The sequence below is a fragment of the Novosphingobium sp. HNCC26BN242 genome, from assembly GCF_057180525.1.
Genome location: NZ_JBXUGM010000001.1, coordinates 198,939 through 221,401, shown reverse-complemented (window position 1 = coordinate 221,401; position 22,463 = coordinate 198,939). Strand labels below are relative to the sequence as shown.

Here is a 22,463-nt window from a genome sequence, read left to right as displayed (position 1 = left end):
CCCCTTTTTAGAATTGCTGGCCGGAGATCATCGCGAGATGATCGGCAATGGGCCCCAGCGCGAGGCTGGGCAGGAACGTGAGTCCGCCAACGATCAGGATGATGCCGACCAGCAGGCCAATCCACAGCGGGCCCGTGGTGGGGAAAGAACCAGCGGACTCGGGAATTTGCTTTTTGGCGGCAAGGCTTCCGGCAATCGCCAGGGCAGGCACGATCATGAAGAAGCGCCCGATCCACATCGCCATGCCCAGCAGAGCGTTGTAGAACGGCGTGCCAGCGGTCAGCCCGGCAAAGGCAGAGCCATTGTTCCCCGCTGCCGATGAGAACGCATAGAGGATTTCCGAAAACCCATGCGGCCCCTTGTTCAACGGGCCGGCCAGCCCGGCAGGCAGCACGCTGGCAATCGCGGTAAACCCAAGGATACACAGCGGCAGAACCGCAATGGCCAGCACCGCCAGCTTCACTTCGCGCGATTCGATCTTCTTGCCGACATACTCAGGCGTGCGGCCAACCATCAGTCCGGCGATGAACACAGCCAGCAATGCGAACAACAAAAAGCCATAGATACCCGCGCCAACTCCACCGACGATGACCTCGCCAAGTTGCATGTTGAACATCGGGATCATGCCGCCCAGCGCGGTAAAGCTGTCGTGCATGGCGTTCACCGCACCACATGATGCAGCGGTGGTGACGACAGAGAACAGCGCGCTGGCAGCGATGCCGAAGCGGACTTCCTTGCCTTCCATGTTGCCACCGGCAACGCCCAGTTGATGCAGGATCGGATTGCCCGCAGCTTCCTGCCAGTAGGTGATGCTGACACCCGCCACAAACAGCACCATCATGGCAGATAGGATGGCCCAGCCTTGGCGCGTATTGCCCACGGCCTTGCCAAAGCAAAAGGTCAGGCCCGAACCGATTGCGAAGATCGAGAGCATCTGCACCAGATTGGTCAGCGCGGTCGGGTTTTCGAACGGGTGCGCGCTGTTGGCGTTGAAAAAGCCGCCGCCATTGGTGCCCAGCATCTTGATCGCTTCCTGACTCGCGACAGGGCCAAGCGCGATTGTCTGCGTCAGGCCTTCCAGCGTTGTCGCATCGATGCTGGTCGCCAGCGTCTGCGGCACCCCATTCGCCACCAGAAACAGTGCATAGATCACGCAAGCTGGCAGCAGCAGATACAGCGTCACGCGCGTGCAATCGGTCCAGAAGTTGCCAATGGAGCCGGTCTCACGCCGTGCAAAACCGCGAAACAGCGCAAAGGCCACGGCGATGCCGGTCGCGGCAGACAGGAAGTTGTGAATCGTCAGGCCCAGCATCTGGCTCAGGTTGCTCAGCGTGCTTTCGCCACCATACCATTGCCAGTTGGTGTTGGTCACAAAGGCAATGGCCGTATTCATCGCACCATCGCTGCCGACACCGGCCAGCCCGCGCGGGTTCATCGGCAGGACATGCTGCAAGCGCAACAAGGCATAGGTAAACAGCGTGAGCACCACCTGAAACACCAACAAGTGCAGCGCATAAGTGCGCCACGATTGCTCGGCCGCAGGATCAATCCCGGCAAGGCGATAGAATCCGCGCTCAACCGGTCCGAACACACGATGCATGATCGTGCGGCGCCCCTCATATAGCGCGAACAGATAAGTCCCGACTGGCTTGGCCAGCGCAATCGTCAGTCCGGTAAAAAGGAGGATCAACATCCAACCCTGAATGGTCATGGTTCTTCTCCGATCAGAACCGTTCGGGCCGCACGAGTACGGCCACGAGATAGACGAGCAAGCCTGCGGCAGTCAGTCCGGCGAGCAGAAGCGAAATGGTCATGCGGCCTCCTCAGGCTTTTTCACACAGCCGCACGAAGGCGAGTGTGAGCAGGAAAAGCACGCCAAGCAGAGCGAGCCAGGCAAGATCCGGCATCGGACGGTTCCTTTCAGGAAATCAGGGATCGTGTGGGAATCGGGACCCAACGCAACAGACCGGGCCCTTCGATGGTGAACGCAAGGCCGCAGGTCAGCGCCACAAACGCAACGGCGCAAAGGCCGAATTCCACGACCGTGGGTTCGTGTGACGGTGGCGTGGTCACTTGACGGTGCACCAGCAGCATGACCCTTCCGCATGCCGCCAGCAGCGCGATGCCTAGCGTTCTCAGGCCCAGTTCCGCCGACCAGCAGCGCTGGCCTCGTCGCAAGCGTTCAAAAACAGATGACATTACAAGCGCTCCCGCAGCAATCGCGGCCAGACACCTGCGCCTTCATCACGTTAAGATTCCACGGGGAATTTGCCCGGTCGCATAAAGATTCCGTAAAGTTCGTGGCAGCCGCGCGCACGCGCCTGTCCATCAGCCGCGTGATCGAACTGGGCAGTCAGGTTGAAATCAGAACTGAAGCAATCGATACTGACGCTTCAAAGACCTGACCTGCAGCGCAAACTGGCAGCATCCAGCAGTCTGACTGCGCACAAGAAATCCAGCTTTTCTTGAAGTGAGGGTAAACCCCCCGGCCGCAAACATGCGCCGGACCTTGCCTGGCAGATAGGCGGCCGGTAAAGCCGCCCGGCCTCTCACCGGCTTTTTGCGGCTAAAGGCCTGTTGGCGGGAACTGGCCGATGTTCCACCATGCCGCTTCCGTCAGGCAGCGGGTTCAATCGAGGCAAGGATGCTGCTCGCAGCCGTTACCGGTGCGTTCCTGTCCACCCGCTCCGAATAACGGTCCACAAGTTGCTCGGCATGAGGCCGCAGGAGAACGGTAAAGCGCACCAATTCTTCCACAACATCGACGATCCGATCATAGTAGCTCGATGGCTTCATCCGGCCTGCTTCGTCGAATTCCTCATAAGCTTTGGCGACGCTCGACTGGTTGGGAATGGTGAACATTCGCATCCAACGGCCGAGAATGCGCAAGGTATTGACGCTGTTGAAGCTTTGCGAACCTGCGCTGACCTGCATAACCGCAAGAGCGCGGCCTTGTGTGGGACGCATCCCTTTATAGGCCAAAGGCAGATGATCGATCTGGGTTTTCATGATCCCTGTAATCTGGCCGTGACGTTCGGGACTGCACCAAACCTGCGCTTCTGACCACAGCGAATGCGCGCGCAGTTCGGCCACGGCGGGGTGGTCATCATCTTTGACCTGATCGGGCAGCGGCAGGTCGCGCGGATCAAAGATGCGCGTTTCGCAGCCAAAGAACTGCAGGAGGCGTGCAGCTTCCTCGACGACAAGCCGCGAATAGGACCGTTCGCGCAAGGAGCCATAGAGCAGCAAGACGCGGGGCGGCGGATCAATTGCGCCAAGGCCAGAGGCCGGGCTGTGGTGGGCATATTCCGCCTTCAGAGCGGGCAGATGATCCGGGTCCACCAATGAGCGAAGGCGCTCGAAAGTCATGCCGGTCATGCCTCCGTCCCGTGTGCTGGCACGCTGTCCGGGAACCAGCGTCGTCCGAACCAGAAGGCGACATTGACCAGCAAGATCAGCACCGGAACTTCCACCAACGGGCCGATCACGGCGGCGAAGGCTACCGGCGAGGCCAGCCCGAACGCTGCAATAGCCACTGCAATCGCCAGCTCGAAATTGTTGCCCGCTGCGGTGAACGCCACTGCGGTGCTACGCGGATAGTCACTGGCGATCAGCTTGCCCATGAAGAAACTGATCGAGAACTGGACCACGAAATAGATCGTCAGCGGAATGGCGATACGAATGGTGTCGCCCGGCAGCGTGACGATCTCGCTTCCCTTTAGGCTGAACATGGCAACGATGGTGAACAGCAGCGCGATCAGCGTGATCGGGCCGATTCTGGGGAGGAAGCTGCCCTCGTACCAGTCGTTACCCTTGGCCTTGGCCAACCATTTGCGGGTGAGGAACCCGGCGAGGAAGGGAGCCCCGAGATAGATCAGCACGGCCTGGGCAATCGTCCAGAAGCTGACATCAATCACGCTGCTTTCCAACCCGAACAGCGGCGGCAGAAAAGCGAGGAAGAACCATGCGTAGACGCTGAAAAACAGAATCTGGAAGATCGAGTTGAACGCCACCAGCGCCGCGACATACTGGTTGTCACCCTTGGCCAGCTGATTCCAGACGATGACCATCGCAATACAGCGCGCAAGGCCGATCAGGATCAGGCCAGTCATGTATTCCGGCTTGTCCGAGAGGAAGATCACCGCCAGCGCGAACATCAACACCGGACCGATGATCCAGTTCTGTATCAACGAGATCACCAGCACGCGCTTGTCATCAAACACGCGTGGCAATTCTTCATACCGCACGCGCGCAAGCGGCGGATACATCATCAGGATCAGGCCGATGGCGATGGGAATGTTGGTGCTGCCCCACGACAGGCTGTCGATGGCCGCAGGCAGACCCTCGAACGTCGATCCCAGCCCGACGCCCAGCGCCATCGCGAGGAAGATCCACAAGGTCAGATAGCGATCAACGAACGACAGGCGTTCGCGCTTGGGCTGGGCTGTCATGAGTGTTCCTGCTTCAGCCAGCGACGCGATTGCCGGCGGCATCGACCACCTGTTCGCCGTCTTCCTTGGCAAAGGCGCCGCGCTGGTGCGCCGGGATCAGATCCAGCACTTCTTCCGAAGGGCGGCACAGCTTCACGCCAAGCGGCGAGACCACCAGCGGGCGGTTGATCAGGATCGGATGGCCCATCATCGCGTCGATCAACTGCGCATCGGTGAGATCGGGATTATCCAGCCCCAGGTCGGCGAACGGCGTGCCCTTTTCGCGCAGCAGCGCGCGCGGTGAGATGCCCGCGCGTTCGATCAGGCTTTCCAGCAAGGCACGCGATGGCGGTGTCTTCAGATATTCCACAACATGCGGCTCGATCCCGGCATTGCGGATCATGGCCAGCGCATTGCGCGACGTGCCGCATTCGGGGTTGTGATAGATCACGATGTCGGTGGTCATGGGTTTTCTCCAGCGCTTGCTTCGACGCTCGCTCCGGCACTGTAAGCCTTAAACCTGCCAGCACCGGGCTTGCTTATCACCGCTTCGCCCACAGTTACGCAGGCGCTGTTGTCGTTGCAAAGCAACAGGACACTGTAGGTCTTGTCAGCCATTTGGAACCTCAGGAATCGTGGGTTTGGGATGGGTTGCAGACCAGATCAGCCAGCAGATCGCCGCACATTTCTGGTGCCCCCTGGCAGCAGTCCTGCATCAGGAACATGAGCAGGCGGCGCATTCCAGGATAGTCGGCGCGGTAATGGATCAAGCGACTTTCGCGTGTCGACTGGACCAGCCCGGCGCGCTCCAGCGTAGCAAGGTGATGCGACATGGTGGATGGCGGCACGCCCTGATGTTCGGCGATGGCGCCTGCGATCATGCCCTCGGGACCGGTTTGAACCAGCATGCGGAACACCGAAAGCCGGGTTTCATGCGCCAGTGCGCCAAGCGCATCGACGGCCCAGACTTGCACATTGATTTCGTCCATCCATCCACCTTTCGAGAAAGATGGAAATATCTTCTTGAATGATCAAGTCAATCGACATTTCGAAAATCGTCAAATCATGAGGCGGCGTTCACCACTTTCAAATCGCATATGCGGATGAAGGCATTTAGGTGAGTTCTGGCGAACACCAGCGGCCAGCAAGCCGCAGCAACAACCCGAAATCAGTAGCTTTTTGAAGGTCTCGGCGGACGCTGGCGGACGTCGAAATGGAGCGGTGAAGGAAATCGATCCACGCTCGTAGCGCCCTGGCGCGGAGAGCCACAAGAATTCGAAGGTTCCCCGAAAGCGAACACTCGATCAATCTTCACAACACACTTGAATACATTGGAGCGGGTGAAGGGAATCGAACCCTCGTATTCAGCTTGGGAATGTTACCGATTGACAAAAATGACGGGTTTGCGTGGTCAAAACGATGCAAAAAGCCCTGTTATTGGAAGAAATGTTGGAAGGCTATGGATCATAGCAGCCAGCGCCAAGTCTTGCCTTTGCGCACATTGTCGACCGTTTGCCATGATACGTTCAGAAGCCGTGCGATGTCAGCGGTCGGCATGTCGCTGGTGCGAATGAAGCACGCCTGTTCTTCGTTCAACTTGGTATTTCCGGGCTGCATGCTGCCAAGCGATGCAGCAGCTTCATCCAGAGTCATGGCGGCGCGCTTTTGCATGCCTGCGCGCTCCTTGCCCCACATGTCCTGCATATTTTCAGTGTGCGTTCCCCAGCTTAAATGTCGCGGGTTTACGCACCGCGGATTGTCGCACGAGTGCATCGCTACATGGATCGGACTAGGGCGGGGTCGATTGTCGATTGCCAATGCAACATGCGTTGCTGGCGCTTTCCACTTCGAGCGCTTGGTGCCCCCGCCGATTTGTCCGTAGCCGCCTGTGGTGCGTGCGCCTTTCCAGTTCCAGCACGTATCCTCGCCGCGCCTATCAACCTTTGCCCAATAACGCTCCAGAACCCGGAGGATCATCCGGCTTGCTCCTGGCGGTGTGCTTCTTCGCTGGCGGTGCGCAGGGTGGATATGGCGATTGCGCGGGCAGCTCTTGCCGTGGTGCGGGGCATGTAGGTTTTAAGGATCTTCTGGGTTTCGTCGATATCGTGGCCGGTGACGCCTGCGATCAGGTGGGCGTCCATGCCGAGTTCGCCCAAGTAGACTACGCAGGTGCGGCGCAAGTCTCTGAACTGGATCTGGTCCAGCTCTTCGGCAAGATCTGCATTGCCTTCGCTGCGGGCGATGGCGGCGGCCCAATCGCGGATTTCGGCGAAGTCACGCTGGAAGCGGGTTTGACCGGCCTTGCCGTGGTAAGTGGCAATTGCGCCTGCATTGGTGCGGCGGGTGTCATCGAGCAGGATCGTGGTGGCGCCAGCGGCGCGGGCGCTTTCGATGTTGTTCTCTATCGCCCAGCGGACATTGCCGACAACGGGGACCGCGACCCATGCCTTGGTCTTTTGCTGGCGAATGCGCAGGCCGCGCACGATCCCGTCCGGTGCTATCGCTTGCAGCGTGCGGTAATCCTCTGGCTGCATGTCGTGCGGCTGCAGGATTACATACTGGCTTTGGCTGGCGGCAAGGTAATCTTCCTCGCGCTGGCCGGTGGCGAAGCCGAGCATGATGGCCAGCGCCATCGAGGGCATGCCCATATCGTAGGCGCTGAAAATCATGGCTTCGCGCGCGGGCGGGCTCCACACCTGTTCGCGCGGCGGCGGCGCGGCGAGATTGAAATTGCCGAAGGGGTTGCTGCCCTTGGCAATGATGTCCTCGCTCTCTGCAAAGCTGAACACCTGACGGCCGAGTTTCAGCGCCTGGTGCGCGGCGTGGTGGCCGATGCCCTGTTTCGGGTCCATCATCGCGTTCTTGAGCGCTTTCACGCGCTGGGGCGTGATGTAGGCGATGGGGAACGGCCCGGCCCATGCTTCGAGCTTCTTCAAGCTGGTGCGATAGGTGCGCGCGGTGGATTCGGCGATCAGGCGCTGGCCGTTGGGCTTCTTCCCCTCGATCACTTCCTTTTCATAGCGCTGCAGCAGGTGGCCGAAGGTGCCGAGCTTTTCGCGCTTTTTCACATCGCGCGGGCGTGCGCCGCCTGATTTCCATGCCTCGACTTCATCGTTGCGCCTTTCGGCGGCCTTGATGGCGGCGGACATATCCTTGCCCAGGGCAACGGCTTTCCATCCGGCCTTGGCCAAAGTGCTGCTGGGTTGCCAGTACCAGCTGGTGATACCGGCCCTGTTCGGTTTGCCAACCAGGCAGGGGATGCGGATCTGGGCCATGGGTTAGTCCTTAAGGCCGAGTTTGCGGGCCATGGCATCGACCTGTGCCTTGGGGATGCGCTTTCCGACCGATTGCTTGCCATCGTGCATCGGCGGGGCGTTGGCCTCGTTCAGGTTGCTGGCGAAGGCGGGGGAGAGTTTGCGTTCCAGCGCGCGGCATTCATCGGCGTGGGCGATCAGGGCCTTGGCCATGTCTTCCAGAATGCCCGCGTGCAGGCGGCGTTCTCCGGCGATGTACATGCGGACACTGCGGGAGCTGATGCCAAGAACGCGGGAGGTTTCCTCGTTGCCGCCGAGAAGCTGGGCGGCGCGCGCAAAGTATTGGCGTTGGGTTTTCGTGTCCATCGGACGGTCCTTTCTGACCATGTGCCCGGCCGATTGCCTGGGCGGTGGTGAGTTTGACTCGATGGTGGGCGGCGGTCAAGAGTCCGCCGCCCGGTAGGTGGGTCCGTTTTTGCTTTCTCGATTGCGAGAGCAAAAAGGGACCCGGAGTGTCAGCTTAGCAAATGGTGCTGAGTGCCGTGGCCGTCGATCGCGCGCGCTCCATCGGTGGCAGGGACGATTTCACGAACGTGCGGGATCTTTACCACTTTGCCGCTTTGCCAGTCTGCGCCGGTCACTGTGATGAAAGCGCCGCTGCGCTTGGCGGACCAGTTTTTGAGGGTTTCGTGCATTGGATACTCCATTCCTCGATGCCCGGTGCCGCCGGGCGCGGATAGCTGGACCCCGGATCAAGTCCGGGGTGACGATGAATTAGGTAGCCATCAAGCGGCGCATGGCGCAGCCGCGCCAGCTGGCCAGCAGCTGGGCGCTGGTGTTGCAGGTGGCCTGCCCGGTGATGCCTGCGCATTTGAACTGGTTGGTGCCGCTGGCGTAGCGAAGGACTGCGCCGTGGTCCTGAACCAGCTCATCGATGATTTCGGACGGAGAATGCCCGGCCTGAATCAGGCCCAGCACGAAATTGTAAAGTGGTTCCAAGCGCGCGCGGGCTTTGGGGGTGAGTGGTTTCAAAGGGCGAGCTCCTTCTGGTCGGCCGGCATGTAGCCTCTCGCTTGCATGACGGTGTGGTAGTGGTCCTGCCATTCGGCTTGCGCTTCGGCTTCGGCGGCGGTGGCGGGGGTGACGTTGAAGAGGATGCGCAGGCCGTTGCGGGCGTGCCAGTCCCAGCCATCGTCCATGAAATCGGCGATGGCAGAGAGGCGGCGGGTGGCCTTGTCGGCTTCGGCCTGTTCGAGTTTGCCGCGGGCAACCCAATCGGGATAGACGCGGGCGCGGTATTCGAGTTCGCGCGCGATGGCGGCGCGGCGCTGGTGCCAGGTGAAGCCGTGCTGTGCAGGCTGTGGCAGGCGAGTGGCGAGGAAGCGGCCCCAGCGGGTCATGTCCTCGATCAGGGCGTCGATCAGGGCGATCTGGTAATCAGCCTCTGGTTGCGTCATCTTGCCCAGCTGCACCTGGTGCGGATAAGTGCGCGTGCGGGCGGCGCGTTCGCGGCGCAGCTCGTCAAGCGCATCGGGCACGCGCACTTCGGGGTAGCGGGTGGAGAGTTCGGGGGTGACAGGACTTGTCATCCCTTTTCGTCCAGATATTCAAGCTCCCATGTCGGGTGGTAAAGGTTGGAAAAGCTATCTCCATCCATGCGGATGCGCAGGCGCGCGCCGTCTGCGCCGGTGATGGTTCCCAGCTTTGGCTTGCCACGTTTGGTGCAATCGCCCGTGTATTTGACGCGCTGGCCGCGATTGGCTGGAACATCGTAATAGTCGCGGATGTAGCGTAGGGTCATTAATCGATCCCCAGCGCGGCTTTGTAGGTTTCGAGGACCGCTTCCATTTCGCGGCGATCGTCGGGCTTCATTTTCCGCAGGCGGACGATCTGGCGCAGGATCTTGGCGTCGTAGCCGGTTGCGTGGGCTTCGCGGTAGATATCCTTGATGTCATCGCCGATGCCCTTTTTCTCCTCCTCCAGGCGCTCGATGCGTTCGATCAGCAGGCGCAGGCGGTCATCGGCGTTGCCGTTGCTGTAGGAATTGTCGCCGATGCCAGCGGACAGGCGCGGCGTGACAGGTTCAAACTCGCGCGTGCTCATTGGCGCGGGCCTTTGCGGTTGCGCAGGGATGCGAGGGGGACGCGGGTGATGGTGGGTTGGCCGGTGGGGCCGCCCTTGATCCATTCCACTGTGTCGGAAGAAGAAGCTGGACCCCGGATCAAGTCCGGGGTGAAGGTGGTGGGTGTCTCGACTTCGCTCGACACGAACGCAACGGGGGTGGTCATGCTGGTGCGCCTTCACGTTCCGCGATGAAGGCTGCCAGTTTGGCTTCGTCGTGCTCGAAGAAAATGAAGTCGCCATCTGGCTCCGTCGCGGCGATGCCGTGGCCCATGCCGCGCGCAGTGTCTCCTGCAATTTGCAGCTCGGCGCAGCTTTCGAGCTTGAACCGTGCGCCATCAATCGACCATTCAAAGCCCATGATGCCGCAGCCGATTACATTGATCGAATGGGCAGACTCCTGCGATTTGAACAGGCTCACGGCCTCGTCAACGGTGAGTAAAATCTGGGGCTGTTCACTCACAGCAAGGATCCTTTCGGTTCGGGGAAAAGGTGGGAATAGTCGGGGTAATCGCCTTCGCGTTCCAGCGCGCGGCGGGTGCCGGGTTTTAGCCAGCGTTTGCGGGTGTCGTGCTGCCCCGGAATCCAGATCATCCAGACGTAGCTGGTGGCGCTGCTGACTTTGCGGGGGTCGCCTTTTTCGTCCAGGTTGAACGGATCGGGCTTTCCGGCCTGTATCAGGCGGCCTTTGAGCATGGGGACACGTTCGCAGAAGACCAGCTCGTACGCGGGGCGATCTTCATCGGTGAAAAGGCTGGTGTAGCGTTCTGCGCCTTCGGCGAAGCTGCTGCGCACGAGCATGGCGACACCGCGCCGGGCGCGTTCGATGGCTTTTTGCACGAACCAATCGCCGATGCCGAAGGGCGGGTTGGTGATGATCCAATCGAATTCACCGTGACTTGGGCCATCGATCAGGAAATCGCAGATGCCGTGATCGGGCGTGTAGCGCACCACATCGGTGGCGTGGACGTGGGCGAAGTATTCGCGCAAGGGCTTTGCCATGTGCAGTTCGCCGCAGGCCGGTTCCCACACGCGCTGGATTTCCAGCGGCTCTGCCAGGTGCGCGGCCAGCCATTCGCACAAGGCGCGCGTGGCCCATGGCGGGGTGGGGAAATAGTCCAGCGCATCGCGCGGTTCGGCGCGTTGCTGCATGACGGCGCTTGATCGATTTTGGGGGCTGCGGTTGGGGCCGGTCATTTGGTGTCGCCATTGGTGGCGATCAGGCGGCCGCATTCGTCTGCAAAGTCGATCAGCAGGGCGGCGGCGAACATCGCGTGTTCTCGCTTTTTCGTCAGGAGCGTGTGATTTTCGGCACGGCGCGCTTCAAGGGTGCCGACGTGGAGGCGGCGCTCCCAATCCCATGCGGCATTCCATTGATCGGCATATTCTTCGATCAGATCGAGCACTTCGTGCTGGGTTGGCGTGACGCCTTGGCGAAGATCGGTCATTTGGTGCCTCAAGAAGCCAAGCCCCGTGTCAAGCACGGGGCGACGGGGATGTTAGAGGGATTGCCGGATGAGGTAGGCGAGGCTGGCCAGCGAGATGGCGGCGCAGATGGTCATCCAGCCCCAGGCGAAGTGGCGATCGATGTCGTTCACGCGCGGATCGGGGGCGTCGGGCCAGTCGTAATCGGGCACATCGAGCGGGAAGTCTTCGGACCAGTCGGGGCCAGATTGCGCCGGGGCTGGTTCCGCATTTTCGGAAGCGCTGTGCGCCAGTTGCAGGTAGTTTTCGCGGTAGGGGTTGGCCATAATTCAGCCTTTCTTTGCCAGAGTGGCGGCGAGTTGAGCGTTGGTTTGCGCGGCGTGGGCCGCGTCAAGACGATCAGCGATGGCGATGATATCGGTGGCGTATTGGCGCGCGCCTTCGGGTGTCAGGTGCAGGGCAAGGCCGCGTTCGCCCAAGGCCAGCGTCAACATCACAATGGGGCCGCGCGTGAGGCACGAGCTGTGCTTGGCCGCGCAATAGTGGATATCATCGAAGCGAAAGCAGCCGGGATTGCTGACATCAAGATCAGGATCATAACCGCGTTCGCTTTCGTACTGCGGCTTGGCTGGCAGCGGCTTGGCCGGATCATTCATGGTGCATCCCCTTCCAGTCGATCAGCGAAGGCCATGAGCAGCGCGCCGAGTTTTATGGTGCGGCGGCGCAGGCGTTCGGCGGGTTTGTTGAATTGCGCGTCTTCCAGAATGGCGCGCGCGCCGTTTTCGATATCGCGGGCCCAATCGAGCGTGGGCCGCGCGCGGTCCGCTTCGAGGCTGTGGCCGAATTTGTGGATCTGTTCGTGCCGGATCTGCAGCATGGCTTCCATGGCCGATACGGGGATAAAGTCTGGCAGCACGGCTTCCGGGATCACGGAAGAAGCCGCGCCGCCAGACGCCACCGATGAAGCTGAACAGACACCAACCGGGGGGTTGGTATCTTCACCGGTGGAAAGCGGGCGCATGTCCCCTTCCCCCGCTGATCCAAAATACGACTCGGACGGAGCATATTCAGCGGGGGAAGAAGACCGGGAATTCATGCTGCGGCCTGCTGATGAAGGGCGCGCTGGAGGTGGTTGTGGTAATCGGTGATGGCAGAGCGCTGCTGCTGGTGGCTTTCCAGCAGGTTGAGCAGGGCCTGCGCTTCGACATCGCGGCATTCGTTCAGCAGCTTTTGCACCAGGCGTTGCGCGGGGCCGCGCACGCGGTGGAAATTGTGGCCGGTGCGGGCGGTGGACAGGGCCCCGTCAGAAGATGATGCGGTCATGCGCCCAGCCCCGGAATGTAAGGCAGAGCCTGTGTGAGCAGCACGAGGATGACGATCCATGCGACAAAGGCGACGGCCTGCGGGATGGCCAGGGCGGCGCGCACGAAGGCGTCGATGGCGGCATTAACGGCGCGGTTCATGTCGTGGCCCCTTTGCGGCGCTGCTGGCGGACCTGTTCGGCGTGCATGCAGGCATCGATCAGCGCGCGGGCGGCGCGCATCTGGCAGAAAAACGGCGCTGGCCCGTGCAAGCCATCGCTGCTGCCGCGTGCGACAAGATCGGGGAAGTGGCAGCGCAGCCATGAGGTGCCGCCGCAGATCTGCACAAGGCTTTCCGGCGGCAGCGCGGCGGGCACTTCGATGATGCGGCCGGTGGCGGTTTCCACGCGGACCATCGGCGCTTGATCATCCCGGATATAGCCCATAGGCGTGATCGGGGTGGACAGGCCGAGGAAGGGGTTGGTGGCGGCGATCATGAGTTGAGCGCCCCGCCCACGCTGAACTCCACCTTGGCAAAGCCCATGCTTTCGGCAGCGGACTTCATTTCTTCGCCCATGCCGCGCGCCTGCTGTTCGAGCAACTGCAGGAAAATGCCATAGCCGAGCGTCCATGCTGGACCAGAAGGGATAGGCTCAAAGTATTCCTCGATGACAGCCATGACACGATCAACGCCTGCCAGCGCCATGGTGGCAGCGCGCTTTGCCTGGAGTGGCGGAACGCCAGAGGCGATCATGCCGCGCAGCAAATCGCTTTCGACGGTTTCGCGCGAGGCCTTCATGCCACGTCCCTCCCCGCGACAAGGCGCAGGTTTGATGCGCGGGCGTCCATGTCCATGGCGGCGGCGGCGAAGGCCTGCTGGTCCATGGTGGCCGCAATTGGCGGTGGCAGGGTGCCATCGAGCCATGCGTGGACCGCCGCGCGAATCCATGTGGAGCGCGGATGCACGCCGGTGGTGATGGTGCCTCCCCTTAGCAAAGCAGGCAGCGGTTTGGGGAAATCGTGCTGTTCGATCAGCGCGGTGAGATATTGCGCCATGCGGCGCGGGGTGAGCTTGTTCTGGCCCAGCAGGCCCTGAACATAACCGAAAGTGCAAGTGGGCTGCGCCGGGTCATCCGCAGCAAGAACACGCGATGCCATGATGGGCCTCCGTTGGTTTCAACGGGGCCTTGTTGGCGTATCGCTAACAGATAGTCAATAGGATGTTGTCATATCGACAACACGTCATTTCTTTTTAGCCATATCCCGCAGAATGCGCGCCTTCTCGGCATCGTAAACTTCCATCTGCGCATTGTACGCCGCGCGCCTTGCGTCAGCAGCGTCACGACGAACGGCTGCAAGATCAGGCGATGTTGCGGAGGTCGCCTGTCTCTGACGTTGGGCAAGATACTGGAGGCTTTGAACATCACGCTCAATTGCGGTTATCTGCCGATCAATTGCGTCAACCCGCGAAAGAAGTAGTTCATCGCGCGGCGGCCCCATCATCGGGTCGATGTAGGTGCGTTCATCCAGCTCGTCGACGGCACGGCTAAGCGCCATAACCTGATACTGCTGATAACCAAAAAGCCCGATGACTGCGGCGCACGACAGGTAAATTACAACTGCGCGCGCGCCGGGCAACTTCATGCGGCATTCCGCGCGAGGTCAGGTTCGATGGGTCTAAGTGGCTCCGGGCCCTCTACCGCAACATGACTTGATGGTGGCGCTGACACGCGGGTAATCAACTCGCGCTGCATGGCGTCGGCCGCGCGAAATTGCTTTACAAGGGTAAGTTCCTGCTCGTTCAAAATAACGACCTGGTCCTCTTCATTGAGCAGTTCAGCGGGGGCACAGCCAAGCGCTCGACCGATGCGACGCATATAGTCGACGGTCAGTTGCATTTTACCCGTCTCTAATTCGCTGATCGTGGGCTTGCTTACAAAAATCAAATCAGCAAGCTGTTGCTGCGACATGCCTTTTGACGTGCGAAAATCGCGGATACGGTTGGGCAAATCGGACATGCCCGGAAATTGGATGATGTCAGCGGTCATGCATAGAAGCTATTCACCAACTTGATTCTCCGCAAGGCTTGCGTAATGTTGGCGAAAAGCTAACATTACGATCATGTCGCAAAGCAAACAAAGTCACCCATTGGAAAAATGGCGAAAGGCCAATGGCTTAACGCTTGAAGCTGCTGCGGCTCTCGTCGGCACGACACGCCCAGTTTGGTACAACTGGGAAAAAGGTCGTCGCCGTCCAGCGGCGAACTTCATGCCGAAATTGCGCGCAGTGACCGGTTTGTCAGCAGATGAGTTTTTTCCTGATGTAAAGGACGCCGCCTGAATGTCTGGCTCGTTAGGAAATTGTGGGCATGGCGTACCGCTGGGGCTGCCTTGCGGCGCGTGCGATCCGACCGGTATTGACGCAACGCTGGCGGAACGCGGCGCGCGCTATGGCAAGTTTACCGAGCACGCGCGGATTGCTCAGGCAATCAAGGCGGCGATGGCGGACAGCCCTAACTGGCAAAGCTTGCAGCCTGATCAGCGCGAATGCCTTGAAATGATTGCGCACAAGGTTGCGCGCATTCTCAATGGCGACCCGGACTTTCACGATAGCTGGCACGATATCGTTGGCTACACCAAACTTGTGGCGGACCGATTGCTGGCGGTGATAACGCCATGACGCTGATTTCCGTGGCCGAGATCGAGCAGCAGCTGCGCGACAATGCGGAGAGCATTGGCAAGGAGCTTTTGCCCGGCGCGCACAAGGAAGGGGCGTACCTTAAAGCCGGGTCGGTGATGGGCGAGGCCGGGGACAGCCTGGTGTTGCACCTGCAAGGCACCAAGCAGGGCACCTGGCGCGATTATGCCGGGACCGATTATGGCGACATGCTGGACCTGATCCAGGCCACGCAAGGGCTGGACAAAAAGGGCGCGGTGGATTGGGCCAAGGGGCGGTTGGGCATTGTCGATGCCTGGACGCCTGCAGCGGTGCGCAGCGACCCGGAAACGATGGCGCGCAAGGCGGCCGAGCTGGCGGCGATGCAGCGCCAGCGGGACGAGGACGCGGCGGCCGAGCGCGACGTGCGGGTGCGGCGGGCGCGTGGGCTGTATCTTTCCGGCGCGGACATTGCCGGGACACCGGCGGCGGCCTATCTGCGCGGGCGCGCCATCACGCTTCGCGACGGGCAGGAATGGCCCGGATGCCTGCGATACCACGCCGAAGTGTGGAACAAGGACGAACGCTGCAAGATCCCCGCAATGCTGGCCCCGATCTATACTGCCGATGGCCAGCTGGTGGCGGTGCACCGCACGTACCTGCAGATCTGCCGCCAGCGTGGCTGGGCCAAGATCGACGGGAAGAACGCCAAGAAAGTGCTGGGCGCGATGTGGGGCGGGTTTGTGCCGATCAACAAGGGCGCAAGCGGCAAGAGCATGGCGAAGATGCCCGAGGGCGAGCCGGTTTATGTGACCGAAGGCATCGAGGACGCGCTGGTTGTGCGGATGATCAAGCCGGAACTGCGGGTGATTGCCGCTGTATCGCTGGGCAATATCGGCGCGATCGTGCTGCCGGAAAATGCGCGGCGCATCGTGATTGTGGCGGACCGCGACGAAAAGCCCAAGGCCATCGAGGCGCTGGAACGCAGCATTGCGCAGCAGCAGGCGCGGGGCATGGACGTGCGCCTGGTGATGCCACCTGCGCCGTTCAAGGATGTGAATGACTGGTTGCGGGGTGTTGGGGCTGGTCCTTCGACAGGCTCAGGACGGGCGGGATTTGATGGGCCGAAATTGGGCGGGGTAGCGGCGTGAGTGCGTTGCTGCGCTGGGGGTTTGACCGCAAGGCGGGGGCGAAGAAGCGGCCTGTGCCTTTGGTGCGGGTGTTTGTTTGGCCCAAGAAGGAAGCGGGACCCCGGATCAAGTCCGGGGCGACGGTAGAGGCAAAGGCCAAGCCCTGTGTTGAGCGCGGGGCGACGGTTGAGGAATTGAAACAGGCTGCAGTCATGCCGGTGCAGCCTGCCAGCGTGCCGGTGGCGGTGGAAGGTAGAGACCCCCCGCCAGCCCCATCGCCATCGGCGCGCGCACGGCAATTTGCCGAAAAGATCGACCTGGCGACCGCGCCGAGCGGCATGGAAATGGGCAGCCGTGCGCGGGTTTGGCACAAGCCGTTGCCGCCTGTGCCGTGTGAGGATGGCAAGCTGTGGTGCGAAGGGTGCGATGCGCGGAAGCCGGCATGGTTTGGCCGTGACTGCATCAGCGCCACCTGTTCCCTGAAAGGTTCCCAATGAGCGCACAAGACCTTGGGACGGCGCAAGAGATTGCCGACGCGCTGGACAATCCGGTGCGCGCGCCGGACATGGCCGAGGCGGGTGACCCCGGCCCGTTCTTTGAGCGCGGCAATGGTGACCGCCCCCCCTTCCCGCCCGGATCGCCGGTGCAGCCGCTGGGCGTTTCGGCCGGGCTGGATGGTTCGCAGAAGTGCTATTACCTTGACCGACTGGGCCAGATCGTGGGGCTGGAAGCCGGGAACCGGCATGGCAAGAATTCGCTGATCCACCTGTTTGGGCCGGATAGCGGATGGCTGGAAGAGAATTTTCCGCAATGGTCCGCGCCGGTCTATGAGGGGCGCGGCAAGGACCGCATGCTGGTGAAGCCGTCCGAGATCGTGGGCTTTGACCAGGCCGACGCAAGCCGCGCGATGATCGAGGAATGCGTGCGGCGCGGAATCTTCGACCCTGCAGGCCGGTTGCGCGGGCGCGGTGCGCATGCGCTGACCGGTGGCGGGCTGTTGCTGCACCTGGGCGACCGGTTGCTGGTGTTGCGCGCCAAGGCCAAGGGCGGGCTGCTGGCCCCAGAATGGGAAGATACGGGGCTGTTCGAGCGGTTCGTCTATCCCGCTGGTGCGCCGATACCGCACCCGTGGCACCAATCGACCAGCCTAAAGCCGGTGACCGATGTTATCGCGCTGCTGCGCACGTGGAACTGGAAGCGGCCCAAGCTGGACGTGCGGTTGCTGTTGGGGGCCATCGGGCAGGGCTTTATCGGTGGGGCGCTGCCCTGGCGCAGCAACGTGTGGATTACCGGCGACCGGGGCACCGGCAAGAGCGCGCTGAACGGGCGGCGCGGGATTGTGCCGCGCATGTATGGCGAAGCGCTGTTCCGTACGGGGCAGACATCGGCGGCGGCGCTGCGGCAATCGTTGCGCAATTCGACCGTGCCGGTGATGCTGGACGAAATCGAGCCGAGCGCGGACAACCGCAAGGTTACCGAAATCATCGACCTGGCGCGCATCAGCAGCAGCGGCGACAAGGTGCATCGCGGCGGGCAGGATCACCAGGCGCACGAATTCACGCTGCAATCGCCGTTCTGGTTTTCATCGATCAACATTCCGCCGATCGAGGCCAGCGACCGCAGCCGGTTGGCCATTCTGGAATTGCGGCCCTTTGCCGATGGGACGATTCCGCCCGACTTTGAAGCCATCGATTTTGAGGACATCGGGCGCAAGCTGCAGCGGCGCATGATCGAGATGTGGCCTATCCTTGCCCAGGTGAAGGCCAAGTTTCACGCGGCGCTGGCCAAAAAGGGCCACGACAGCCGGGGGTGCGACCAGTTCGGCACGCTGCTGGCCTGTGCGCATGTGCTGACCGATCACGAGCTGCCCGACGACGAGGAAGTGGAGCAGTGGGCGCATGAATGCGCGCCGTTCAAGATGGCCGAAGTGAACGATGCCATGAGCGATCAGGAAACCTGCCTGCGGCATCTGATGACATCGAGCGCGCAACCGCGCGGCAATGCCGAACGGCAGGTTATCGGGTCATTGATTGGTGAGGCGGTGGCCAAGGGGCTGAACCCCGAGCACCTGACGCCGGTAGAGCGCGAATGGATCGAGCAGCTGGGCCTGAAACTGGTCAACCCCAAGTGGAACGCCAGCAGCGGCAAATGGGGCGTGGAGCGTTTCCTGCCGCATGACGGGCCCGGCTATGTGGCGATCGCGGCCAAGCATGTGGCGCTGGATGAAGTGTTCCGGGGCACCAAGTGGCAAGGCGGGGTTTACAAGCAAACGCTGGTACGCGTGCCCGGCGCCATCGAAGTGGCGGCGGTGAAGATGGCGCGGCAGGCATACCGCGCGGTCCTTATCCCGCTGCACGAGATCCTGCACGAGAGCGAATTGCCTGCAGAGAGCCAGCCCGAAGCCGTGGCGGCATGGCGGGGCAAGATTGCGGCACAAGATCCGGGGGCGGCGGTTTGAGAGCGCCAGCGGCCTTTGGACAGCGGTGGGCGTTTGATAGGCGCGCCCGCCTGCGCCATGGCCGGGCTGTGGGAAGGTGCAACGACTTCCCCGGCCCGGCTGTGATGGGGTTAGATACGGCGGGCCATCTGCACCGCGCCAGCCTTTATCAGATCAAGGCGGCGGGCGAGAATTTCGCCAAAGCTGCGGCCGGGCAAGTTGTCCTTGTAGAATTCGACCGAGAGGCCGCACCGCACCATCTGGCACAGTTCCTGATCCTCTGCCGGGGTGAAGGGGCGGGTGCGGCGGTGGGTCCATGTGGGGTTGCGGCGGCGCATGGTTCAGGCCTCATCGATGACGTAAACAAACCGGACGTAGGCGCGGCAAGTATGCACATCGTGGCCGCTAGGGTTGTGCTGCCAGTAGACGACTTCGACCGTATCGCCAAAGCAATCCACCGTCATGAAGCTATCGCCCAGGGCGCGGCCAAGCGGCCTTTTGCCGCGCACATTGCCGAGCAGCTGGCCATCGCGGATGGTGGGGGTGAAGGTGGGCATGGTTCAGGCCTCCTCGCTAAGAATGTAAATCCACTGCGCAAATTGCTGAACGCGATCGAAGTCTTGCCCGGCGTAGTCGTTCAACGCCTCAGCTTGGTTGAGAAACTTGCGCATGTGATCACGGAGGTTCTGGCCTGCCGTGGTCTGCGCAGACAGCTTTTCTGCAATTGTCGCGGCTGCTTTGTTGTACATCGGTCGGACTCCTTTGCGACGGGCGACAGTGGCCGGTCATATGGCCGCTGGACACCTGCCCAGCGGCGCTATGACCGGTCAGAGGGCCATGGCCAGCTGCGCGGGTGCGGCGATGGGGGCCACGTCCTGGACAGGCTCAACGGGGGCTGCAGGGGCGGCAAGATCGGCATTGGCCAGCACCATGTCTGCAGCGGCCTGGGCCATGGCAGCGGCGCGGAAAATGGCGCGCTTGTCGTTCTTGAGGGCCTTCAACCAGCTGGCCAGATAGCTGGCGTGATTGTCGATGTGTTCGCCGACAAAACCCAGGCGCGCGCCGATGAAGGCAGCGCCGATTTCTGCAACCAGTTCCTCGGCCGCATAGTCCTTAGACCCGAAAGCGCCCTTTTGATCACGATCGAGGCGGTGCTTTGCGCCGGTCCAGTGGCACAATTCATGCGCCAGAGTGGCAAGGTAGCCGCTGGCGGTGTGGAAGCGGTCAAAGCTGGGCATGTTCACATAGTCCTGCGACGGGACATAGAACGCCTTGTCACCGCTTTCGCGGATATCGGCACCGCAGCTGCGCAGCGCGGCCTCGGCCGCTTCGTCGCGGTCCTTGCCGCCGACCAGCTCAACCTCGGCCGGGTAATACTTGGCGGGCAGGCCATCGATCTGTTCGACGTTGAAGACAAAGTAGGTGCGCAGCATGGGGATTTGCTTGTCCCGATCTTCGCCCGCTTCATTCTGTTCAGTAATCGTGAGCTTTTTAAAGAACACGATCATCGTGCCTTTTTCGCCCTTGCGGACAGCGCCGCCAAGTTCGAGCGCCTGCTTGAACGTCATCCATGTGGGGGCGCGGTACCCGCGATCTTCGGCCGTGGCCCACAGCAGCAGCACGTTGATGCCGCGATAGCATTCGCCATTGTGGCGGCGCGGCATGACCATGCCACCGCCAACGCCGCCGCTGATCCAGCGCGGGGCCCATGGCTTAACGCCGGACTCGAGGCGGGCGATGATGGCGTTCGTGACGGATTCGTACGTGTCGAGCTTTGCCATGGTGGCGGTCCTTCCTTGACCATGACCCCGGCCCTTGCCTGGGGTTTCAGTGGTTCCGAAAATACGGAACCTTTAATTAGTGTCAAGCGATTTTTTAGCGCGCGTATAAAGGGGGCGGATTGTGGGCGGTTTATGCCTGCGCGCGATTGCAGCCTTGACACGCGCCAGCGTGGCAAGGCGGTGCGCAATCGCCTGCACTATCAGCCTGTTACGCTGCGATCGATGATTGACCAGGGCGTGCGGTTGGCACCGACATGCGGCCGCAGCGGAGCCGCAGGCGAAGCGGTGCGCGGCCGCTCATCAATCACGCCCCGGCCCGCTGTGCAACGTATGGCTGGCGCGCCGAGTCGCGCCCTGTGCAGCGCTTTCCGTTTGACCCCGGCCCGTGGGGATGCGAATAAGTTGGTTGCCAGCCTTTGCGGTCTGATCGGGTCCGGGGTGGCGGTTGCAAGCGCAACCCGGCTGCAACCGTCCTGCAACTCTCAAAACATTGATATCATTGCGCTTTCCGTGGCGGTTGCACGGTTGCAGGCTGTGGCCTCGCGCTATGCGTGTGCGTGCGTAGGCGCGCGCGCGCACGTATCTAGGGGGGTTCTGAAATCTGCAACTTTGCAACCGGTTAATTATATCCATGTAGAACATTGGGTTAATGGTTGCAGAACGGTTGCAGCGCGGTTGCACTTGCAACCGGCATCGCAAAGCCTCGAAAGTCAGGGCCTGCGGGGCGTCCAGTTGAATATTCTGGTGGGCGGATATCGCTGCACGGTGCCGGATGGCCTCGCTAGCGGTGTGAAGGGCGGGCGCGGCGGCGAAAGTTTTGGCGATTTTGGGCCTGCCCGGGCGCTGGGCGGGGCGGTCGATCGGGGTGAGATCGAGCAGCTGGGCGCGTGGGGCGAGAATGGCCGATTTCTGCGGGTTTGCGGGGGTGCGTCGGGGCGTGTTGGAAGGCCGATGTTGGAAGGGTGGGCGCAAAGCGTTGGTTTTGCTGGACTATCGGACCTCGGGCATAAGCCTGTCAGGCTAACGCAGGGCGCGCCCTGGGCGCGGTCGGCAGGGGCCGGATCGGCAGGGGGGGGCCTCGATCGGGCCGGGCACCCCCCCTTGCCCCCAGCGCCATCGCGCGCGTCCCCTTGCACCTTCGCGCCCGCGATTTTCCAGATTTGGAACCGCAATTCGGGCCTGATCCTTAGCGGCGCTGAGCGCAAGGCTTCGGGAACCCGCCAAAGTGTGAGGCGCAGCAACGGGTCGGGGTTTGGGTGGGGAGTCCGCCAACCCGCAAAGCGGGCGCTGGGTCTGGGTGGGGGTCTGGCGGGAATGCCGCGTCGATTTTGTGACGGTAGCGTGAGGGTGAGTCATGTCAACTAACCCTGGTGGAAAAACCGTGGCGGACGACATGATCCGCGAAACCAAGGCGCTGGTCGAGCAGGCAGCGGCGCAAGAGGCCGAGCAGCTCGATCTGCTGGGCGTGCCGGATGCGGAAACGATGGTAGAGGCACGGGAGGCGTTAGGGCCGGGAGCGGGTTCGCTGGCCGTGCTGGCCGAAGCCCGGCGGCGGGGGCGGCCCAAGGGCGTTCGCAACCGGCGCACCGATGATTTCCGCAAGTATATCCTTAGCTTTGGCCAGCATCCGGCCATCACGCTGATGCAAATCCAGGACACGCCGGAAGAAGTGATGGTGGAGCAATCAGCGGCGATGGATCCGCCAAAGCGGCGCATGACGATTGGCGAGGCCAAGCAGCTGCGCGCGCGCTGTGCGGAATCGCTGCTGCCCTACATCGAGGGCAAGCAACCGGTGCGCGTGGACATGAGCTTTTCGGGCGTGGCGGATCTGATCATCGAGGGCGTGACGCACACGCGCGACGAGCTGGCGGACATCATGGAAGCGGATTTTGCGCCGCTGGATGATGAAGGGGAGGATGGGCTGTGAAA

The 22,463-nt window shown here is 61.8% G+C and carries 39 protein-coding genes; 6 read left to right on the top strand and 33 right to left on the bottom strand.

Going from position 1 to position 22,463, the window contains the following annotated elements:
• Positions 1-7 precede the first annotated feature (7 nt).
• From kdpA to AC2A1F_RS00945, 29 genes are all read right to left on the bottom strand, one after another.
• On the bottom strand, positions 8-1,711 hold the full coding sequence (kdpA, locus tag AC2A1F_RS01085) for a potassium-transporting ATPase subunit KdpA (RefSeq protein ID WP_484206938.1): 1,704 nt from the start codon (positions 1,709-1,711) through the stop codon (positions 8-10).
• Positions 1,712-1,724: 13 nt separating this feature from the next.
• The gene (locus AC2A1F_RS01080) at positions 1,725-1,814 is read right to left on the bottom strand and encodes a potassium-transporting ATPase subunit F (RefSeq protein WP_484206937.1); all 90 of its coding nucleotides are present in this window, start codon (positions 1,812-1,814) and stop codon (positions 1,725-1,727) included.
• 106 nt (positions 1,815-1,920) lie between these two features.
• Positions 1,921-2,199, bottom strand: a complete 279-nt coding sequence (locus AC2A1F_RS01075; RefSeq protein WP_484206936.1) for a hypothetical protein — start codon at positions 2,197-2,199, stop codon at positions 1,921-1,923.
• A gap of 417 nt (positions 2,200-2,616) precedes the next feature.
• Positions 2,617-3,378, bottom strand: coding sequence for an arsenical resistance protein ArsH (arsH, locus tag AC2A1F_RS01070; RefSeq protein ID WP_484206935.1), 762 nt, complete (start codon positions 3,376-3,378; stop codon positions 2,617-2,619).
• Positions 3,375-4,451: an ACR3 family arsenite efflux transporter gene (arsB, locus tag AC2A1F_RS01065; RefSeq protein WP_484206934.1), complete on the bottom strand. Its 1,077-nt coding sequence runs from the start codon at positions 4,449-4,451 to the stop codon at positions 3,375-3,377. Before arsB ends, arsH begins: the two co-directional genes overlap by 4 nt.
• 13 nt (positions 4,452-4,464) lie before the next feature.
• Complete coding sequence (gene arsC, locus AC2A1F_RS01060) at positions 4,465-4,896, bottom strand: arsenate reductase (glutaredoxin) (protein WP_484206933.1); 432 nt, start codon at positions 4,894-4,896, stop codon at positions 4,465-4,467.
• A gap of 160 nt (positions 4,897-5,056) precedes the next feature.
• A complete protein-coding gene (locus AC2A1F_RS01055) occupies positions 5,057-5,419 on the bottom strand; it encodes an ArsR/SmtB family transcription factor (RefSeq protein WP_484206932.1) in 363 nt (120 codons plus the stop codon).
• A gap of 475 nt (positions 5,420-5,894) precedes the next feature.
• On the bottom strand, positions 5,895-6,101 hold the full coding sequence (locus tag AC2A1F_RS01050; RefSeq protein WP_484206931.1) for a hypothetical protein: 207 nt from the start codon (positions 6,099-6,101) through the stop codon (positions 5,895-5,897).
• 302 nt (positions 6,102-6,403) lie between these two features.
• Positions 6,404-7,705, bottom strand: a complete 1,302-nt coding sequence (locus tag AC2A1F_RS01045) for a hypothetical protein (protein WP_484206930.1) — start codon at positions 7,703-7,705, stop codon at positions 6,404-6,406.
• A gap of 3 nt (positions 7,706-7,708) precedes the next feature.
• Positions 7,709-8,050, bottom strand: coding sequence for a hypothetical protein (locus AC2A1F_RS01040; RefSeq protein WP_484206929.1), 342 nt, complete (start codon positions 8,048-8,050; stop codon positions 7,709-7,711).
• Positions 8,051-8,199: 149 nt separating this feature from the next.
• Positions 8,200-8,379, bottom strand: coding sequence for a hypothetical protein (locus AC2A1F_RS01035; RefSeq protein WP_484206928.1), 180 nt, complete (start codon positions 8,377-8,379; stop codon positions 8,200-8,202).
• Positions 8,380-8,458: 79 nt separating this feature from the next.
• Positions 8,459-8,716, bottom strand: coding sequence for a hypothetical protein (locus AC2A1F_RS01030; protein WP_484206927.1), 258 nt, complete (start codon positions 8,714-8,716; stop codon positions 8,459-8,461).
• Positions 8,713-9,273, bottom strand: a complete 561-nt coding sequence (locus tag AC2A1F_RS01025; RefSeq protein ID WP_484206926.1) for a hypothetical protein — start codon at positions 9,271-9,273, stop codon at positions 8,713-8,715. Before AC2A1F_RS01025 ends, AC2A1F_RS01030 begins: the two co-directional genes overlap by 4 nt.
• Positions 9,270-9,485: a hypothetical protein gene (locus AC2A1F_RS01020; RefSeq protein WP_484206925.1), complete on the bottom strand. Its 216-nt coding sequence runs from the start codon at positions 9,483-9,485 to the stop codon at positions 9,270-9,272. Before AC2A1F_RS01020 ends, AC2A1F_RS01025 begins: the two co-directional genes overlap by 4 nt.
• Positions 9,485-9,739 (bottom strand): DUF2312 domain-containing protein, encoded by a 255-nt coding sequence (locus AC2A1F_RS01015; RefSeq protein ID WP_484208136.1) that lies wholly within the window; start codon positions 9,737-9,739, stop codon positions 9,485-9,487. Before AC2A1F_RS01015 ends, AC2A1F_RS01020 begins: the two co-directional genes overlap by 1 nt.
• 44 nt (positions 9,740-9,783) lie before the next feature.
• A complete protein-coding gene (locus AC2A1F_RS01010) occupies positions 9,784-9,972 on the bottom strand; it encodes a hypothetical protein (RefSeq protein ID WP_484206924.1) in 189 nt (62 codons plus the stop codon).
• On the bottom strand, positions 9,969-10,268 hold the full coding sequence (locus AC2A1F_RS01005; RefSeq protein WP_484206923.1) for a hypothetical protein: 300 nt from the start codon (positions 10,266-10,268) through the stop codon (positions 9,969-9,971). The genes AC2A1F_RS01010 and AC2A1F_RS01005 overlap by 4 nt, the downstream gene beginning before the upstream one ends.
• On the bottom strand, positions 10,265-11,002 hold the full coding sequence (locus tag AC2A1F_RS01000; protein WP_484206922.1) for a hypothetical protein: 738 nt from the start codon (positions 11,000-11,002) through the stop codon (positions 10,265-10,267). The genes AC2A1F_RS01005 and AC2A1F_RS01000 overlap by 4 nt, the downstream gene beginning before the upstream one ends.
• Entirely contained in the window at positions 10,999-11,253 is a 255-nt protein-coding gene (locus tag AC2A1F_RS00995; protein WP_484206921.1) for a hypothetical protein, read from the bottom strand. Before AC2A1F_RS00995 ends, AC2A1F_RS01000 begins: the two co-directional genes overlap by 4 nt.
• A 51-nt stretch (positions 11,254-11,304) precedes the next feature.
• Positions 11,305-11,556, bottom strand: a complete 252-nt coding sequence (locus AC2A1F_RS00990) for a hypothetical protein (RefSeq protein WP_484206920.1) — start codon at positions 11,554-11,556, stop codon at positions 11,305-11,307.
• A 3-nt stretch (positions 11,557-11,559) separates the two neighbouring features.
• On the bottom strand, positions 11,560-11,886 hold the full coding sequence (locus AC2A1F_RS00985) for a hypothetical protein (RefSeq protein WP_484206919.1): 327 nt from the start codon (positions 11,884-11,886) through the stop codon (positions 11,560-11,562).
• On the bottom strand, positions 11,883-12,251 hold the full coding sequence (locus AC2A1F_RS00980) for a hypothetical protein (protein WP_484206918.1): 369 nt from the start codon (positions 12,249-12,251) through the stop codon (positions 11,883-11,885). The genes AC2A1F_RS00985 and AC2A1F_RS00980 overlap by 4 nt, the downstream gene beginning before the upstream one ends.
• 71 nt (positions 12,252-12,322) lie before the next feature.
• Positions 12,323-12,553 carry a hypothetical protein gene (locus AC2A1F_RS00975; protein WP_484206917.1) on the bottom strand — a complete coding sequence of 77 codons (231 nt, stop codon included), beginning with the start codon at positions 12,551-12,553 and terminating at the stop codon, positions 12,323-12,325.
• Entirely contained in the window at positions 12,550-12,693 is a 144-nt protein-coding gene (locus AC2A1F_RS00970) for a hypothetical protein (RefSeq protein WP_484206916.1), read from the bottom strand. Before AC2A1F_RS00970 ends, AC2A1F_RS00975 begins: the two co-directional genes overlap by 4 nt.
• On the bottom strand, positions 12,690-13,028 hold the full coding sequence (locus tag AC2A1F_RS00965; RefSeq protein ID WP_484206914.1) for a hypothetical protein: 339 nt from the start codon (positions 13,026-13,028) through the stop codon (positions 12,690-12,692). Before AC2A1F_RS00965 ends, AC2A1F_RS00970 begins: the two co-directional genes overlap by 4 nt.
• Positions 13,025-13,330: a hypothetical protein gene (locus tag AC2A1F_RS00960; RefSeq protein ID WP_484206913.1), complete on the bottom strand. Its 306-nt coding sequence runs from the start codon at positions 13,328-13,330 to the stop codon at positions 13,025-13,027. Before AC2A1F_RS00960 ends, AC2A1F_RS00965 begins: the two co-directional genes overlap by 4 nt.
• Positions 13,327-13,689 (bottom strand): hypothetical protein, encoded by a 363-nt coding sequence (locus AC2A1F_RS00955; RefSeq protein WP_484206912.1) that lies wholly within the window; start codon positions 13,687-13,689, stop codon positions 13,327-13,329. Before AC2A1F_RS00955 ends, AC2A1F_RS00960 begins: the two co-directional genes overlap by 4 nt.
• A gap of 84 nt (positions 13,690-13,773) precedes the next feature.
• Positions 13,774-14,175, bottom strand: coding sequence for a hypothetical protein (locus AC2A1F_RS00950; RefSeq protein ID WP_484206911.1), 402 nt, complete (start codon positions 14,173-14,175; stop codon positions 13,774-13,776).
• The gene (locus AC2A1F_RS00945; RefSeq protein WP_484206910.1) at positions 14,172-14,579 is read right to left on the bottom strand and encodes a helix-turn-helix transcriptional regulator; all 408 of its coding nucleotides are present in this window, start codon (positions 14,577-14,579) and stop codon (positions 14,172-14,174) included. Before AC2A1F_RS00945 ends, AC2A1F_RS00950 begins: the two co-directional genes overlap by 4 nt.
• 73 nt (positions 14,580-14,652) lie before the next feature.
• Here AC2A1F_RS00945 and AC2A1F_RS00940 point away from each other — a divergent pair, with 73 nt between their 5' ends.
• From AC2A1F_RS00940 to AC2A1F_RS00920, 5 genes are read left to right on the top strand one after another with little or no spacing between them, the layout of a single operon-like run.
• Positions 14,653-14,871, top strand: a complete 219-nt coding sequence (locus AC2A1F_RS00940) for a helix-turn-helix domain-containing protein (RefSeq protein WP_484206909.1) — start codon at positions 14,653-14,655, stop codon at positions 14,869-14,871.
• A complete protein-coding gene (locus AC2A1F_RS00935) occupies positions 14,872-15,210 on the top strand; it encodes a DUF6378 domain-containing protein (protein ID WP_484206908.1) in 339 nt (112 codons plus the stop codon).
• Positions 15,207-16,337: a DUF7146 domain-containing protein gene (locus AC2A1F_RS00930; protein ID WP_484206907.1), complete on the top strand. Its 1,131-nt coding sequence runs from the start codon at positions 15,207-15,209 to the stop codon at positions 16,335-16,337. Before AC2A1F_RS00935 ends, AC2A1F_RS00930 begins: the two co-directional genes overlap by 4 nt.
• On the top strand, positions 16,334-16,813 hold the full coding sequence (locus tag AC2A1F_RS00925) for a hypothetical protein (RefSeq protein ID WP_484206906.1): 480 nt from the start codon (positions 16,334-16,336) through the stop codon (positions 16,811-16,813). Before AC2A1F_RS00930 ends, AC2A1F_RS00925 begins: the two co-directional genes overlap by 4 nt.
• The gene (locus AC2A1F_RS00920; protein ID WP_484206905.1) at positions 16,810-18,774 is read left to right on the top strand and encodes a hypothetical protein; all 1,965 of its coding nucleotides are present in this window, start codon (positions 16,810-16,812) and stop codon (positions 18,772-18,774) included. The genes AC2A1F_RS00925 and AC2A1F_RS00920 overlap by 4 nt, the downstream gene beginning before the upstream one ends.
• 110 nt (positions 18,775-18,884) lie before the next feature.
• Here the strand turns inward: AC2A1F_RS00920 and AC2A1F_RS00915 are convergent, their stop codons facing one another.
• The 4 genes from AC2A1F_RS00915 to AC2A1F_RS00900 form a co-directional block, all read right to left on the bottom strand.
• Positions 18,885-19,091 (bottom strand): hypothetical protein, encoded by a 207-nt coding sequence (locus AC2A1F_RS00915; protein ID WP_484206904.1) that lies wholly within the window; start codon positions 19,089-19,091, stop codon positions 18,885-18,887.
• 3 nt (positions 19,092-19,094) lie between these two features.
• Entirely contained in the window at positions 19,095-19,310 is a 216-nt protein-coding gene (locus tag AC2A1F_RS00910) for a hypothetical protein (protein WP_484206903.1), read from the bottom strand.
• A 3-nt stretch (positions 19,311-19,313) separates the two neighbouring features.
• Complete coding sequence (locus tag AC2A1F_RS00905) at positions 19,314-19,502, bottom strand: hypothetical protein (RefSeq protein ID WP_484206902.1); 189 nt, start codon at positions 19,500-19,502, stop codon at positions 19,314-19,316.
• Positions 19,503-19,580: 78 nt separating this feature from the next.
• Positions 19,581-20,534 carry an ArdC family protein gene (locus tag AC2A1F_RS00900; RefSeq protein ID WP_484206901.1) on the bottom strand — a complete coding sequence of 318 codons (954 nt, stop codon included), beginning with the start codon at positions 20,532-20,534 and terminating at the stop codon, positions 19,581-19,583.
• Positions 20,535-21,888: 1,354 nt separating this feature from the next.
• On the opposite strand from AC2A1F_RS00900, the gene AC2A1F_RS00895 reads away from it, so the two are divergent.
• Positions 21,889-22,461: a hypothetical protein gene (locus tag AC2A1F_RS00895; protein ID WP_484206900.1), complete on the top strand. Its 573-nt coding sequence runs from the start codon at positions 21,889-21,891 to the stop codon at positions 22,459-22,461.
• The last annotated feature ends 2 nt before the right edge of the window (positions 22,462-22,463 follow it).

Bases quoted from the DNA above. Each gene is read 5' to 3' on its own strand.
- kdpA (WP_484206938.1), bottom strand. From the start codon at position 1,711: ATGACCATTCAGGGTTGGATGTTGATCCTCCTTTTTACCGGACTGACG.
- AC2A1F_RS01080 (WP_484206937.1), bottom strand. From the start codon at position 1,814: ATGACCATTTCGCTTCTGCTCGCCGGACTGACTGCCGCAGGCTTGCTC.
- AC2A1F_RS01075 (WP_484206936.1), bottom strand. From the start codon at position 2,199: ATGTCATCTGTTTTTGAACGCTTGCGACGAGGCCAGCGCTGCTGGTCG.
- arsH (WP_484206935.1), bottom strand. From the start codon at position 3,378: ATGACCGGCATGACTTTCGAGCGCCTTCGCTCATTGGTGGACCCGGAT.
- arsB (WP_484206934.1), bottom strand. From the start codon at position 4,451: ATGACAGCCCAGCCCAAGCGCGAACGCCTGTCGTTCGTTGATCGCTAT.
- arsC (WP_484206933.1), bottom strand. From the start codon at position 4,896: ATGACCACCGACATCGTGATCTATCACAACCCCGAATGCGGCACGTCG.
- AC2A1F_RS01055 (WP_484206932.1), bottom strand. From the start codon at position 5,419: ATGGACGAAATCAATGTGCAAGTCTGGGCCGTCGATGCGCTTGGCGCA.
- AC2A1F_RS01050 (WP_484206931.1), bottom strand. From the start codon at position 6,101: ATGCAAAAGCGCGCCGCCATGACTCTGGATGAAGCTGCTGCATCGCTT.
- AC2A1F_RS01045 (WP_484206930.1), bottom strand. From the start codon at position 7,705: ATGGCCCAGATCCGCATCCCCTGCCTGGTTGGCAAACCGAACAGGGCC.
- AC2A1F_RS01040 (WP_484206929.1), bottom strand. From the start codon at position 8,050: ATGGACACGAAAACCCAACGCCAATACTTTGCGCGCGCCGCCCAGCTT.
- AC2A1F_RS01035 (WP_484206928.1), bottom strand. From the start codon at position 8,379: ATGCACGAAACCCTCAAAAACTGGTCCGCCAAGCGCAGCGGCGCTTTC.
- AC2A1F_RS01025 (WP_484206926.1), bottom strand. From the start codon at position 9,273: ATGACAAGTCCTGTCACCCCCGAACTCTCCACCCGCTACCCCGAAGTG.
- AC2A1F_RS01020 (WP_484206925.1), bottom strand. From the start codon at position 9,485: ATGACCCTACGCTACATCCGCGACTATTACGATGTTCCAGCCAATCGC.
- AC2A1F_RS01010 (WP_484206924.1), bottom strand. From the start codon at position 9,972: ATGACCACCCCCGTTGCGTTCGTGTCGAGCGAAGTCGAGACACCCACC.
- AC2A1F_RS01000 (WP_484206922.1), bottom strand. From the start codon at position 11,002: ATGACCGGCCCCAACCGCAGCCCCCAAAATCGATCAAGCGCCGTCATG.
- AC2A1F_RS00995 (WP_484206921.1), bottom strand. From the start codon at position 11,253: ATGACCGATCTTCGCCAAGGCGTCACGCCAACCCAGCACGAAGTGCTC.
- AC2A1F_RS00990 (WP_484206920.1), bottom strand. From the start codon at position 11,556: ATGGCCAACCCCTACCGCGAAAACTACCTGCAACTGGCGCACAGCGCT.
- AC2A1F_RS00985 (WP_484206919.1), bottom strand. From the start codon at position 11,886: ATGAATGATCCGGCCAAGCCGCTGCCAGCCAAGCCGCAGTACGAAAGC.
- AC2A1F_RS00980 (WP_484206918.1), bottom strand. From the start codon at position 12,251: ATGCGCCCGCTTTCCACCGGTGAAGATACCAACCCCCCGGTTGGTGTC.
- AC2A1F_RS00975 (WP_484206917.1), bottom strand. From the start codon at position 12,553: ATGACCGCATCATCTTCTGACGGGGCCCTGTCCACCGCCCGCACCGGC.
- AC2A1F_RS00970 (WP_484206916.1), bottom strand. From the start codon at position 12,693: ATGAACCGCGCCGTTAATGCCGCCATCGACGCCTTCGTGCGCGCCGCC.
- AC2A1F_RS00965 (WP_484206914.1), bottom strand. From the start codon at position 13,028: ATGATCGCCGCCACCAACCCCTTCCTCGGCCTGTCCACCCCGATCACG.
- AC2A1F_RS00960 (WP_484206913.1), bottom strand. From the start codon at position 13,330: ATGAAGGCCTCGCGCGAAACCGTCGAAAGCGATTTGCTGCGCGGCATG.
- AC2A1F_RS00955 (WP_484206912.1), bottom strand. From the start codon at position 13,689: ATGGCATCGCGTGTTCTTGCTGCGGATGACCCGGCGCAGCCCACTTGC.
- AC2A1F_RS00950 (WP_484206911.1), bottom strand. From the start codon at position 14,175: ATGAAGTTGCCCGGCGCGCGCGCAGTTGTAATTTACCTGTCGTGCGCC.
- AC2A1F_RS00945 (WP_484206910.1), bottom strand. From the start codon at position 14,579: ATGACCGCTGACATCATCCAATTTCCGGGCATGTCCGATTTGCCCAAC.
- AC2A1F_RS00940 (WP_484206909.1), top strand. From the start codon at position 14,653: ATGTCGCAAAGCAAACAAAGTCACCCATTGGAAAAATGGCGAAAGGCC.
- AC2A1F_RS00935 (WP_484206908.1), top strand. From the start codon at position 14,872: ATGTCTGGCTCGTTAGGAAATTGTGGGCATGGCGTACCGCTGGGGCTG.
- AC2A1F_RS00930 (WP_484206907.1), top strand. From the start codon at position 15,207: ATGACGCTGATTTCCGTGGCCGAGATCGAGCAGCAGCTGCGCGACAAT.
- AC2A1F_RS00920 (WP_484206905.1), top strand. From the start codon at position 16,810: ATGAGCGCACAAGACCTTGGGACGGCGCAAGAGATTGCCGACGCGCTG.
- AC2A1F_RS00915 (WP_484206904.1), bottom strand. From the start codon at position 19,091: ATGCGCCGCCGCAACCCCACATGGACCCACCGCCGCACCCGCCCCTTC.
- AC2A1F_RS00910 (WP_484206903.1), bottom strand. From the start codon at position 19,310: ATGCCCACCTTCACCCCCACCATCCGCGATGGCCAGCTGCTCGGCAAT.
- AC2A1F_RS00905 (WP_484206902.1), bottom strand. From the start codon at position 19,502: ATGTACAACAAAGCAGCCGCGACAATTGCAGAAAAGCTGTCTGCGCAG.
- AC2A1F_RS00900 (WP_484206901.1), bottom strand. From the start codon at position 20,534: ATGGCAAAGCTCGACACGTACGAATCCGTCACGAACGCCATCATCGCC.
- AC2A1F_RS00895 (WP_484206900.1), top strand. From the start codon at position 21,889: ATGTCAACTAACCCTGGTGGAAAAACCGTGGCGGACGACATGATCCGC.